The sequence below is a fragment of the Algoriphagus sp. 4150 genome (genome assembly GCF_031457395.1).
GTDB lineage: Bacteria > Bacteroidota > Bacteroidia > Cytophagales > Cyclobacteriaceae > Algoriphagus.
Window position 1 is genome coordinate 24,584 of record NZ_JAVDWS010000006.1, and the last position, 12,973, is coordinate 37,556.

The window sequence follows — 12,973 nt, forward strand, 5'->3', positions numbered from 1 at the left end:
GCCTGACCTGACGACTGTCGTGAAGGGTTTTTGAGTAGTTTTTTTTCTTAAAAACTGACCTGAAGGGCAAGGGTTTAAAATCCGGATCAGTGTAAACCGTCAATTCCCCTATTCATTAGGATGATAATGGTGAGGTAATTTCTTCTGTCCTTTTGGCTTGGCCCAAAAGGACCAAAAGCCCAAGACGCCAGCAATCTTCCCCGCGCAAGCCAGCCGCCCCCTCGTGCTGCGTTCTCCCTCCCCGCACTCACACTAAACCTAGGTGTAGGTAAGCACCTCACCGTCGTTCGTCCCCTTACAAATCCTTGCCGCCGTCCGTGTCATCACAGACAGCTACAACCGGAAATCCATAATCCCATCAATTCCCTCCTACTTCAGCCGGAGGTGGATAAAAAGCCGCAGATGTTTTTCCTGCTTTAGCCAAATCATTTATCTCCGAATTTTTATTGACTAAAGTCAACGTCACCTTTTTGCTCAGTAAAAGAGATTTGCAGCATTGAAAAAAACATCTCTAAAAAATGAAGAAAATATTATTAATCTTATTATTCTTTGCCTCTATTAAGGCATCTGCCCAGACGGGCTCAGTACGTGGACGAATTATTGACAACATCACAGAGCAGCCGCTTGTGGGTGCAACTGTTGTCTTTTTGGCGGATAGCATTACAGGTGCCACCACAGATGGCAATGGACAATATAGACTAGATAATCTGCCTATCGGTCGCGTGACTCTAAGTTTTTCATTTATAGGATACGAAACGATTACCCTACCAAACATTGAAGTAAATAGCGGTAAAGATATGCCCGTAGATGTACGCATGATCGAAAGTTTCAGTAGTCTGGATGAAGTGGTTATCTCTTCCGGAGCACAAAAGGAAAAAGCCCTAAACAAACTAGCCACCGTTAGTGCTCGTCAGTTTAGTATCGAAGAAATCACAAAATATGCGGGAGGCCGTAGCGATGTGGCACGGCTCGCCACCAACTTTGCAGGTGTATCTGCACCGGACGACAGTCGTAATGATATTGTTGTCAGGGGGAATTCACCCACAGGTCTGTTGTGGCGAATTGAGGGTATACCGGTCTCCAATCCTAATCATTTTAGTTCACTAGGCACCACGGGGAGTCCTGTATCTGCACTGAATGCAAATGTAATGGCGAATTCCGACTTCATAACCGCAGCGTTTCCCGCTGAGTACGGCAATGCAATAGGAGGCGTTTTTGATATTGGCCTTCGAAAAGGGAACGACACTAATTATGAATATACCATTGCAGCCGGGGCATTCAGTGGCGGCGAGGCAATGATAGAAGGCCCCATGGGTCAGAAAGGATCTTTTCTTCTGAACGCCCGCTATGGGCTAGCCGGACTTTTTGGTGCAGGAGGTACCGGAGGAGCAATACCCAACTACGGTGACCTGTCTTTTAACCTTGACTTTGGTAAGGGGAAAATAGGAAGCTTTTCGCTGTTTGGAATCTCAGCAGCCTCAAAAATAAGTTTCAGAGGTAAAAAGGTAGCTACATCAAACAACGATGATCTTTTTGGAGCAGAAGATGAAGATATGGATATCACATCAAGATTTGGCGTCTTGGGTTTAAAGCACCTGATCGCACTGAATGACTACTCATCAATAAAAACGGTTATTGGCACCTCTTATAGTAAAGAAAAGGTAGAACTGGAGCGTATTTTTGACTACGGAACGCCTTCAGCGAATCCCCTTCCTTATCGCTATGTTGATAACGATGAATCCCGGCTCACCTTATCTTCGGTGTATAATGCGAGATACAGTAACAACCTGTCGGTACGTGGCGGAATCATGCTGGAACAATATGGTCTCCGTGGAGAATTTTTCACGCGAGATCGACAGGATGACAATGACGGAGACGGTTATCCCGATTATGCTAGATTGATGGATACAGACGATAGATACACGATTTTCCAGCCTTTTGTACAAGGGCAATACCATCTTTCGGAAAGCTTTACACTCAATGGGGGCATACATGGGCAGTATTTTTCACTCAATGAGACCTTTGTTATCGAACCCCGTGCATCTTTAACATGGTATTTAACACCCACACATAGCTTTACCATAGGCTATGGTATTCACCATCAAAATGTGGCTGCTCCCCTATTATTTCTTACCCAATACATAGAAGGTAATTCCTTTCAGCCAAACCGTAACTTGGATCCGGTGCGTAGCGATCATTATGTTATAGGATATGATCTGAGCCCTGGAAATGGGTGGCGGGCTAAAATAGAAGCCTATTATCAAGACATTAGCAATGCAGCGGTAGAGAGAAATCCAAGTAGTTATTCTTCACTCACTGAAGGAGCTGACTTTGGTTTCAGTATTGACAAATTTGGTTTGGTAAGTGAAGGTAGAGGTCATACCAGAGGGATTGAACTTACCCTTGAGAAATTTCTTTCAAAAGGATGGTATGGGCTTGCAACGGCTTCTGTATTTCAGGCAAAGTACAAAGGCAGTGACAATATAGAGCGCAATTCACCTTTTAATAACAGCTATGTGCTTAACGTATTGGGAGGAAAAGAATCTAAAGTAGGCAAGAATGGAAATGTATTGTTTGCTGATACACGGCTTAGCACCGCCGGAAGCAGACGCTATACCCCTGTAGACTTAGATGCAAGCCGTATTGCAGGATATCAGATTTTACAGGATGAGTTGGCATTTAGTCAGCAATACGATGCCTATTTCCGTATGGATTTAAAACTCGGAATGAAGTTAAATAGCCGCCGCAAAAAATTGTCACAACAGTTTTATATCGACTTCCAGAACGTTACAAATAACAAAAATGTGTTCGTAAGACAGTACAACCGGCTTACCAATAATGTTGACCAAAAGAATCAACTGGGTTTTTTCCCTGATTTCGGCTATAAGTTACAGTTTTAGTATTTTGCAAAAGCAATCCGAGTAACCCTATGAAAGAAACGTTAAAAGCTTTTCTTAATTATTTTGCTCCGCTACCGGCGGAGCAATTTGATAAGTTTGCGGAAATTTTCACCCCGGTGAATATCAGGAAACTTGACCACCTTTACCGGGAAGGTGACAATGTTAAAAATCTGTATTATATACACGACGGCTTAATGCGGGGGTATTATCCGAAAGAAGGCGTAGAACATACCACCAGCTTTTACTTTGGCCCATGTCTCATGACAGACCTGCCTACTGTGAAAGATAATACTCCCACAAAAATGAATATGCAGGCTCTGAGAGAAACGCAATGTTATGAAGCCGATTATGAGACTGCTGTTCAGGTAGCTTTCGATAATCCGGAACTGCTGAAAGCTTTCTATAGAATGTTTGAGTTTATGCTCAATGATCTGATAAACCGTCAAGTGTCTTTTATTTATCACACACCTAAGGAGCGCTATTTAAATTTATTTAAAGAACGACCCCAGCTTATTGCAGAAATCCCACAGCATTATATAGCTAGCTATCTAGGTGTACAACCGGAAACGCTGAGTAGAATAAGAAAAAGAATTGCTCTATAAATAAAAAAAGAGTTGACTAAACCCCAGCCCCAAAACACCAAGTACTTCCTTTTTATTCGTTGAACGTTCGTAGAAATCCTTGCAAATCATAAATCTCATATAATATCCTCGTCTCGGCATAGTCAGTTTATCGTGGTAACTGGGTGGGATTTGCCTGCCCTACATTCACTCTCGGGATTAAAATTCGTCGCCAATTTCCCTATTAATCTGAACCGATAGCGTTGAGATATTTTTCCCATGATACTTTTGAAGAGCAAAGTATCTCCTCCGGAGGCGGACTGGCAAAACTCGAAGCAATGCCGTAGGCATGGCAGATTTGTAGTACCGGGTTTCAACTCGGTGTAAAAAAGATCAAAGGCCGTTCCCTCCTGCCCCGGATCATTATCCGGAAATCGGAGTCAGTGCAGGAGGTGGAAAGGTGTATTGGTTATTTTTATCAATCCTCAATTTCCCTATTGGCCAGTATCGATAGTGTTGAGGTATTTTTTCTCTCTTACTTTTTGAAGGCAAAAAGTAACAAAAACCTTCGTTGCAGCAAAGCTTCCACGCACAAGCCAGCCGTCTGGCCCGCTGCTGCGACCGCCTCCCCTCATTCACACTAAACCAAGGTGCTAAATATGAACTCTCTAGTTTAGGTAGTAAGACGAAAGATCAGGTAAGCACTACACCCCGTAAAAACGAAGCAATGCCGTAGGTATGGCAGATTAGTAGCCCAGCATTTCAATGCTGGGTTGAATAAAGTTCAGCGACCATTGTCTCCTGCCCCAGAATATCGTCTGGAAATTAGGAATGGTGCAGGAGGCGGAAACAAAAATTCATTAAAATGAAAGATCCATGTGACGCAGTTCGTCCCCTTACAAATCCGTGCCGCTAAGCACTTCTTTGCTTTCTTTATGGCTTTTGTGGTGAATACAGAATCTTCGAGATTTCGAAACCTCAACCGTTAGCAAAACACATCTTCGGTTTACAAATATGGGCGAAAGAGCAAAACACATTGAGCAACAGTACACTTACCGTTGACTGCAGACCTCATGGGACAAGAAAACCCATTTTTAGTTGCAGTGCTTATTTGTCTAGTTCGCTTTTCCATTCGTGTTCAATCTTTGTCATTAATAATGCGTTGTCAAAAAAACACTTATATTTTTAGTTTATTTTTTTAGTCTGATTAGACAAATACCAACGATAGCTTTGCCTTTATAAAGCTGTGGCCTAAAAGGAGACGGGACTATTTTCTCCACCGCTTTTGGATCTGCCGTGAAGTTGATAAGAATTCTTTTGGCTTGTGATGTATCTCATACTTAAACCGGACCACACGTAGGTGCCACAGTGTCAACGTCTGTTCTGCATAAAGATTTCCTTCAAGGCAGTAGACAACCAATTCGTCGCAAAATGAACTGATGTATTGGGACCAAAAATCCCCTTTTGAATCATTAAGCAAAAAATAAAACCCAGGATCCCCAAATTTCTTCCCGGATGAGCTAAGACGAAGTTCTCCACCCTTTCCTACACTGGGTGACATAATCACCGTCGCATTTCCTTTTGGCAAAGGAAAAACTGCCTTGATACAGATTTTCCCGGAGGGCAGCATACAAGTAGAATATACTCCGGAATACAACACTTGCCCGGAAGGTACGAAGGCCCTATACCAAACAGTATATTTCACCTCATTAGACTTAGGGTCTGAAAGGGTGATTATTTCACTACTTATCTGTTGAGGATCTTGGTAGCTTTTTGTGGGAATATTCAACTGTCCGATTCTGTTGCTGAATAGGCAGTTTACCAGCTTTCCGAAAAGCTTGAAAAAAGGATTCCACTTTGCAGAAAACTTCAATGTATAAAGTGCTGTATTCTCGTAGAAATCTATGACCATCTGTGACAGACGAAGGAATTCATCCTCAGGTAAATCCAGCTTATGCATAGAAGATATAAGGCCTTGGGCGGAACTGTTTCTCTCTATAGTTAGTCCTTCCGCTTCAGCCAAGTGATCAACAAAACCATCTCCAATGGTACCTAGACTGCCAAAAGGTCCCATCAACCAAGGAACATGTTTCGGGTCAATTCTTTTCCCCAAAAAGATCGCCCACTGCTGGGTAAACCAATCCTGAAACTTCTGCATTGGATAAGCCAACCTCATAGTGACTCCCTATGAAGATGTGGAATAATATGGGTTCGTCCTTCCCATTTACCATATTCTGCGATTGGTTTAAACCGTAACGTGGTAAATTGAAAGTGAAAGTCTTTTCGATCTCTTTCTGCCATTGCTTCTGCATGACGTTTGGGCTGAGGAACAGTACTGTGGCCCTGTACCATTTCCAGCATTTCTTGCTGCGATTTCCAAACTGAAAATGTGGAAACCGTCCGCGGAAGTCTTATTGCTGCCAACGCCAAAGAAGTTCCCGGATGGTCACGGACTAGTTTTTCAACAGGTCTACCCCAACTAATAAATCTAGGGACTTGAAAAAGTCTCATGCGGGCCAGCGTCACTGCCACCACCGGTGCTTGGGAATCATCCAATTCACTAGTGTCTTCGGGAATTACAAAGCCATTGATTTTTCCCCATTGTCTTAAATACAGTAATCGGGTATGCCACCCCTTGGCAAGAGTTTTACCAAAATTATCCTTTTCCAAAAACTCATCAAGAACCGACTCATTTTCCCACTGAGCAAAAACTGCCATCTGCCTGATCAGTACGCGTGAAGTAGAGAAGACTCTAGATCCCAATGTCATAGCAGCCATGCATTCCATGTGAATAAGCCCGGGAACATCGTCTGCTTTTGGTGGATTGGAGAGCGTCTTGAATGCAGATATCACAGATACTTCTGCAAGGTGGAAAGTAAATATGCTCATGTTTAATTCCTAAAGGCCGGTTTCTAAAAAAGCAAATTAGTTAATACCTTTTGTAATTGCTGAAATTCGGGGTCTTTCCGGTTAAAAGTTCTCTTCCTCTATCAGATTCCGCAAACTCTTTTACAATGCGATTACGCTCTACGAGTAATTTAGTCATATATTTTTTGAGAAATAGGTTGTCAGCCAATACTCCCAAAATGCCCATGGGTGATCGGTAATCAAAAATATCTGTCATAATCGTGACTCCGCTGGAATCTATAAAATGATGCTCATGCCTGAAACTTCTAAATGCTCCAGAAACCATCTCATCAGCAAAGAAAATAGGGTGATTGAAGTCTGAGATTCTGGAAGTAAGTGTCTGATATACCCCAAAATGCCTAGCCCTCCAGGTTACACTTTCATTCATACCTATTAAGCCACTTGTTATTCCTGCAACTGCTGTTTCATTGGTATGCTCCGTAGAGATCTTATGCAGGTCAATACTCCGGGATAGGTCAAAAACTAGCTGTATATCAGCTTTTATTTCAGTTCTTATTTCTATTCTTGGCATTAGTTGCGTGTGGTTTGATAATCCAATAAGTTTATTTCCCCTCTCCCTTATAGCTATATTCATTTAGGCAGCAAATGTTTTCACTCCTTTAGTTCCCGCTTATATGCTAATTTGTATTGACCATCTTCATTAAATATACTTTCAAATTGTCTGTAATTAATGTACCCCTCAAACTCTTCGGAATGATTATCCCCCAATGACACCCTCAGTTTGGTTTTGAAGTTTCCCTTGAAAATAGGTGCTAATGTCAATACACTCTCGTTTGGAGGTAAAAAAATCGAGTTCAGTCCAACGCCACAAAAGTAAACAAAGGGTTCTTGGATTGGCTTCCAGTTTCCGATAGAATCAATTGCTTCCATAAATAGAGGAAGATGCCTGCCATAGCCAATTAAAGTAGTATCGGTATCTAAGTTGGTTAGCCAAACTGGGTAAGCGTTATAAATACTTTTAGAATTGTCTATGCGGATTTGAATTTCTGCATCTTCTGCATATGTATAATCTACTTCCTCCAACCAATCAATATAGTATTTCTCAAAGGGGAGAGCAGCCATTTCGTAGTTGGTATCATCTTGCTGATTTCCACCTTCAGGAATAGGTGGAAGAGGCGAACCAATAAAAGGATTGAGATAAAGTGTATCCCTAATCAAGCCGATGTGGTAAATCCCATAATGCGCAGTAGTCAACCAAGTAGAATATTCAATCTCCTTGCTTAAATTAAAGCCATCAGAATTGGTTGTATCGAGCAACACCGGGAAGGACTCAATGATCTCATTTTTATTGGATAAAGCACCATTTTCAGAGCGGCAGGCACCGATCACCAATGCAACAAGAAGTAGAATAATAGTCATTTTCATTAATGCTTGTATTTAGTGTTGTTTTAACCAAAAATCAACTGCGGATTAGTGAAGGATTGTGGATACACATATAAGTTAGACCTTTCTTCGTATTTGTACTATAAAAGTAATAGACTGAAAAAATTAAAGTGTGCATTTTCGGAGATTATCCTATTGAGATTTCTCCTTCCATTGGGCTTCAAAATGACGCATTGCTATACAACCCTTAATTCCCTCCTGCTTCAGCTGGAGGTTTATAAAAGACTGTTAGATGATTTACGGCTTTAGCCAAATCATTTATCTTGGAATTGTAGAATTATTGCTTTGCAGAAGAATTTGGCTAAAGCCCCGGTGGGATATTAATTCCCTGAGTAGGAATGGGCTAAAACCACATTCCTATTAATGGAGAAGGAACACGAATGATAGAGAAGAATAGTTTTCAATAGAGGGATGCGGATTTCTATTGATGGAAAAGCCGTATTCCTACTTCAGGAAAAGAATATTTCAACATGGGTTAAATTACCGCCTCATCAATTCCCTCCTGCTTCAGCTGGAGGTTTATAAAAGACTATTAGATGATTTACGGCTTTAGCCAAATCATTTATCTTGGAATTTTTCGAATCCATAGCGGACGATGAATTCTTCATATTCGTCATGAAAGGTTTTCGTCTTGTAATGCTCCTCCTGATTTTTGATATATTTTCTAACTGTACCCAGCATTGACTCTGATACGGAGACTGCAAAATATTCATCCTGCCACTCAAATTTTTCAGCAGTCAATTGATTTTTATTAATCCAAAAAGAGGACTCCCCTTTAATCAACTGCAAGACTTTTTGGATAGTTTGATCTACCCCCAATGACACTAAGCAATGACAATGGTCTGAATACCCACTTACGAAGTCTAGGAAAATACCCTTGGACTTTGAGTTTTCCCGAATATGGTCCCACACTTTCAACCTCAATTCTTTAGAATTTAGATAAGGGAGCCTATTTTTCGTGCTCCATACAAAATGGATATAGACTTTGATGAAAGGCATATCGAAAAATATTGTTGAGCTAACTAATTTAAAAATTAATCCATTATAACTGCAAAAAACACATTATAATTTGGCTAAAGCCCGATAGGCATTATGATTCTGAGAGGGAATGGACTAAAGCCACATTCCTATTTATGAAAATGAATTCAAAATGAATTTCTAATAAGAATGAGCTTTTGGAAGGAATAAGGCTAAAGCCAATTCTTGGTTCCATCAATTCCCTCCTGCTTCAGCTGAAATTTGGCTAAAGCCCCTTTGGGATTTTAATACTCGAAGGAGGAATGGGCTAAAGCCACATTCCTGTTGATTTGGAAATGAATTCCAAGCATCTAGCCCGTCCCAAATGCATTCGGGATAGCTTCCCCGGCGTAGCCTAACAAATAAACCAAGGTGTAAAAAAGAGGTTAAGGGTTAAAGGTTCACATGTAGTGTGTGAGAGAATTTAGATTGATGTGCCTCCAGGCCCTGTAAAAACGAAGCAATGTCGCAGGCATGCCAGATTAATAACTTGTCCGCCGTGGCGGAGCCCAGCATTTCAATGCTGGGTTTAAAAAGTTCAACGACCATTACTCCTGCCCCGGATTATCGTCCGGAAATGGGGAGTGGTGCAGGAGGTGGAAAAGGCGCTCGGTATGTATTTTATCCATCCTCAATCTCTCAAATTGATCCTCAGCGATGAAGTTGAGGTGATTTTCTTCGTCCTTTTGGCTTAGACGAAAAGGACCCCGCCACGTCGGGCAGGCAAAAAGACACTTTTTAACACATATGCATAGTACATGCCATTCAAGTTTGAATAAGAAGTAGCCCCGCTAGGAATCGAACCTAGATCTAGCGTTTAGGAAACGCTTGTTCTATCCGTTGAACTACGGGGCCATATTATTACAAAGATTTCAAGCGGGGATTTACTGCCGTTTTAGCAAATCTCCCGCAAGATAATCCAAAACCTTTCTTTTAGGCAAATATTATTCATCCAACTTATGGCTTTCCAAGGATTTACCCTATCTTTGCACTCCAAAATTAGGATGGACGGGTTCCATCCACTCACTAAATACATTCAAAATTTATGTCAGTAAAAATCAGATTAGCACGAAGAGGTAGAAGAAAAATGGCTATCTACGACGTGGTTGTAGCTGATGCAAGAGCTCCACGTGATGGACGCTTCATCGAGAAAATTGGATCTTACAATCCAAACACGAATCCTGCTTCTATCAACATCAACAATGAGCGCGCTCTTAAATGGTTGTTGAACGGAGCTCAGCCAACAGACACTGTGAAAGCTATGCTTTCTTACAGAGGTGTGATGCTGAAAAAACACCTTCAGATCGGTGTATTGAAAGGTGCAATCACGCAAGAACAAGCAGATGCGAAATTCGAAGCATGGCTGAACGAGAAAGACACGAAGATTGCAGGCAAAGCGGAAGGTATCTCTGCTGCTAAAGCTGATCTACGTAAGAAGGCATTGGATGCTGAGACAGCTAAGAACCAGGCTAGACTTGACGCAATCAAAGCAAGAGAAGACGAGCAAAAAGCATTGCTGGCTGCTGCTGAAGCTGCCAACAACCCTGCTCCTGTAGTAGAAGAAGCTCCCGCTGAAGAAGCCCCTGCTGCTGAAGCTCCGGAAACTACTGAAGGAGAAGACGAAGCGAAAGCATAATATAAATCCCCATGAATAAAGACCAAAGCTTTCAGTTGGGCTACGTGTCTAAAGTTCATGGACTTCGTGGTGAAGTAATGATTGTGCTGGATGTCGATTATCCTGAGGATTATGAGACACTGGAGCATTTATTCTTAGAGCAAAAATCCCGGCTGGTGCCGTTTTTCCTGGAGCACTTTGTACTCCAACCCGGAAATAAAGCACTGGCAAAATTCGAGGATTTGAACTCACTCAGCCAGGTAGAAGAGTTGGTGGGACTGGGAGTATACCTTCCCCTGACAGCACTGCCTGAACTGAAAGAAGATCAGTATTTCTTCCATGAGTTGATCGGATTCGAAGTCTTTGACGAGACCAAGGGCCTGATCGGACCTATACAGATCGTCTATGATCTGGAGACACAGAATCTCCTCGGAGTAACACACCAAGAAAAAGAAGTGCTGATACCCATTCAGGACGGAATCATCCAAAAGGTGGACAAGGCAGCTAAAAAAGTTTACTGCCGATTACCCGAAGGTTTACTTGAAATTTATCTGGAAGACTAGCCCATGCACATTGATATTATCACTGTAGTACCGGGATTGCTGGAAGGACCTTTTGCACACTCCATTCTGAAAAGAGCTGAGGACAAAGGACTGGCTAGTATTCGCGTGATCAATCTACGGGATTATTCAACGGGCAGGCAAAAGCAGGTTGATGACTACGCTTTTGGAGGGGGAGCCGGGATGGTAATGTCCATCGAGCCTATCGCCCGATGTATAGAAGCACTTCAGAAGGAACGCACGTATGATGAGATCATCTACATGACACCCGATGGAGCCAGTTTCGACCAACCCATGGCAAATGCACTTTCGCTCAACCAAAACCTGCTGATCCTTTGCGGTCATTACAAGGGTGTGGATGAGCGGGTAAGAGAGCGCTTCATCACCAAGGAAATCAGTATTGGTGACTATGTGCTTTCCGGAGGAGAATTGGCAGCGGCTGTAGTGGTTGATGCTGTGATTCGCCTGATTCCGGGAGTACTGAATGATGAGACCTCTGCATTGACAGACTCTTTCCAGGATGGACTGCTGGCACCACCGGTGTACACCCGCCCCGCCGATTACGACGGGATGAAAGTACCTGAGGTATTGCTTTCGGGACATGAGGCCAAGATAAACGAATGGAGATTTGAAGCATCGGTTCGCCGAACCCAAGAAAGAAGGCCTGATTTGCTCCGCGAAAAAGGAACTGGGATAAGCGATGCAGAATCGTATAAGAAGTAATTAAATAAGCCACGCGTTGGCAAACAGCGAAAGCAAAAAAACATAAAGCTATGAGCGATCTAATGAAAATAGTAGAAGCGGAATACAGCGAAGTAAGAGCTAAATTCCCTTCATTCAAAGCTGGCGATACCATCAACGTACACGTACGTATCAAAGAAGGTAGCAAGGAGCGTATCCAGCAGTTCCAAGGAACTGTGATCCAGCGTAGAAACCCTAACTCTAACGGTGAGACTTTCACTGTAAGAAAAATATCCAATGGAATAGGTGTAGAGAGAATCTTCCCTATCATCTCTCCTGCCATCGAGCAAATCGATCTATTGAGACAAGGTAAAGTGAGAAGAGCCCGTCTATTCTACCTAAGAGGACGTCAGGGTAAAGCTGCACGTATCAAGGAAAAGATCAGAGTGAGAAAGTAAGATTTCACACCCCTGAAATCAAAAAGGAACTCAGCAATGGGTTCCTTTTTTTATGGCTTGACGGCCGGTCGTGATGATACGACCGGCGGCAAGGTAAGATTTCAAGCTTCTGTTTTTTTTAACCACTGAGACAGAGGTTTTCACGGAGGACACAAATCAGTGAAGAAAAAACTGAGCTCTCGGATAATTTTTAAATCATTTAACGTTAAATACTTGGTTGACAATAATTTGAAAAGCAAATTTATTAAAACTTATCAGCTATGAAGAATTCTTTTTCCCTCGATCCGGGGTATGATATCGCAAAAATATTTATAAGAATAGGCATAATCTTCTGCGCCGGAATGGTAGCGATCCTGCTGTATATGGTTTATTTGTCGTATCTGGGCATGATGATAGACTGGGATCTTGCCTTACAGGCATCCTTAGGCGAATTTCAGCCAGAAGCTAATTCCACCTTCTTGCATATGCTCTTTTTCTCCTTTCCTGCCTTGGGCTTTTTAATTTCCATTTTCGTGCTGGGATGGCTGGGCAAAATAATAAACAAGGAAAGTCGGACTCAACACTTGGTGACGTAAAAGTGCCCCGATTTTACCAAAATCAACTTAAGTCAGTATTACCGAAGAGCGGAGTTTGGTAAAACCGTTCGTGATGACACGAACGGTGGCTACCTTTAAATGACAATGAAAGTGCAAATCGGATCCTGCTTCTGGAAAAGCAGGATAACATGGAAGCCAATCGTGGAGACACGACTGGCAGCGGGAATGATAAAGCAGTGTGTGACACAAACAGCGGCAGGTGGAACTCCTACGGCAGGAAGGCTACTGCAGGAAAATCACTATTAACTCTTGTGCCCTCTGCGTAACACTCCGCT

Annotated in this window: 13 protein-coding genes and 1 tRNA gene; 8 read left to right on the forward strand and 6 right to left on the reverse strand. The window is 42.4% G+C overall.

Translation table 11 applies throughout. From position 1 onward, the window contains the following. Positions 1-518: 518 nt before the first annotated feature. Positions 519-2,900 carry a TonB-dependent receptor gene (locus J2X69_RS10215; RefSeq protein WP_310102557.1) on the forward strand — a complete coding sequence of 794 codons (2,382 nt, stop codon included), beginning with the start codon at positions 519-521 and terminating at the stop codon, positions 2,898-2,900. 29 nt (positions 2,901-2,929) lie between these two features. Further along, positions 2,930-3,502 carry a Crp/Fnr family transcriptional regulator gene (locus J2X69_RS10220; RefSeq protein WP_310102560.1) on the forward strand — a complete coding sequence of 191 codons (573 nt, stop codon included), beginning with the start codon at positions 2,930-2,932 and terminating at the stop codon, positions 3,500-3,502. A 1,225-nt stretch (positions 3,503-4,727) separates the two neighbouring features. On the opposite strand, the gene J2X69_RS10225 is transcribed toward J2X69_RS10220, so the two are convergent. From J2X69_RS10225 to J2X69_RS10250, 6 genes are all read right to left on the reverse strand, one after another. Then, positions 4,728-5,618, reverse strand: coding sequence for a hypothetical protein (locus J2X69_RS10225; protein WP_310102563.1), 891 nt, complete (start codon positions 5,616-5,618; stop codon positions 4,728-4,730). 14 nt (positions 5,619-5,632) lie between these two features. Next, positions 5,633-6,349, reverse strand: coding sequence for a hypothetical protein (locus J2X69_RS10230; protein WP_310102566.1), 717 nt, complete (start codon positions 6,347-6,349; stop codon positions 5,633-5,635). A gap of 40 nt (positions 6,350-6,389) precedes the next feature. Continuing rightward, positions 6,390-6,899 carry an SRPBCC family protein gene (locus tag J2X69_RS10235; RefSeq protein ID WP_310102569.1) on the reverse strand — a complete coding sequence of 170 codons (510 nt, stop codon included), beginning with the start codon at positions 6,897-6,899 and terminating at the stop codon, positions 6,390-6,392. Positions 6,900-6,979: 80 nt separating this feature from the next. Next, entirely contained in the window at positions 6,980-7,753 is a 774-nt protein-coding gene (locus J2X69_RS10240) for a hypothetical protein (RefSeq protein ID WP_310102572.1), read from the reverse strand. Positions 7,754-8,329: 576 nt separating this feature from the next. Beyond that, positions 8,330-8,770, reverse strand: coding sequence for an IS200/IS605 family transposase (gene tnpA / locus J2X69_RS10245; protein WP_310102576.1), 441 nt, complete (start codon positions 8,768-8,770; stop codon positions 8,330-8,332). Positions 8,771-9,571: 801 nt separating this feature from the next. Then, positions 9,572-9,643 (reverse strand) — tRNA-Arg (locus tag J2X69_RS10250). Between the two features lie 190 nt (positions 9,644-9,833). On the opposite strand from J2X69_RS10250, the gene J2X69_RS10255 reads away from it, so the two are divergent. The 6 genes from J2X69_RS10255 to J2X69_RS10280 all read left to right on the forward strand — a co-directional run bounded on the left by J2X69_RS10255 (position 9,834) and on the right by J2X69_RS10280 (position 12,944). Beyond that, positions 9,834-10,424, forward strand: coding sequence for a 30S ribosomal protein S16 (locus tag J2X69_RS10255; protein WP_310102579.1), 591 nt, complete (start codon positions 9,834-9,836; stop codon positions 10,422-10,424). Between the two features lie 11 nt (positions 10,425-10,435). Continuing rightward, positions 10,436-10,966 carry a ribosome maturation factor RimM gene (gene rimM / locus J2X69_RS10260; RefSeq protein WP_310102582.1) on the forward strand — a complete coding sequence of 177 codons (531 nt, stop codon included), beginning with the start codon at positions 10,436-10,438 and terminating at the stop codon, positions 10,964-10,966. A 3-nt stretch (positions 10,967-10,969) separates the two neighbouring features. Next, positions 10,970-11,686, forward strand: a complete 717-nt coding sequence (trmD, locus tag J2X69_RS10265; protein ID WP_310102585.1) for a tRNA (guanosine(37)-N1)-methyltransferase TrmD — start codon at positions 10,970-10,972, stop codon at positions 11,684-11,686. Positions 11,687-11,736: 50 nt separating this feature from the next. Next, positions 11,737-12,102, forward strand: a complete 366-nt coding sequence (gene rplS, locus J2X69_RS10270) for a 50S ribosomal protein L19 (RefSeq protein ID WP_091692379.1) — start codon at positions 11,737-11,739, stop codon at positions 12,100-12,102. 260 nt (positions 12,103-12,362) lie between these two features. Next, positions 12,363-12,677, forward strand: coding sequence for a hypothetical protein (locus J2X69_RS10275; RefSeq protein ID WP_310102597.1), 315 nt, complete (start codon positions 12,363-12,365; stop codon positions 12,675-12,677). A 105-nt stretch (positions 12,678-12,782) separates the two neighbouring features. Continuing rightward, positions 12,783-12,944, forward strand: a complete 162-nt coding sequence (locus J2X69_RS10280) for a hypothetical protein (protein WP_310102602.1) — start codon at positions 12,783-12,785, stop codon at positions 12,942-12,944. The last annotated feature ends 29 nt before the right edge of the window (positions 12,945-12,973 follow it).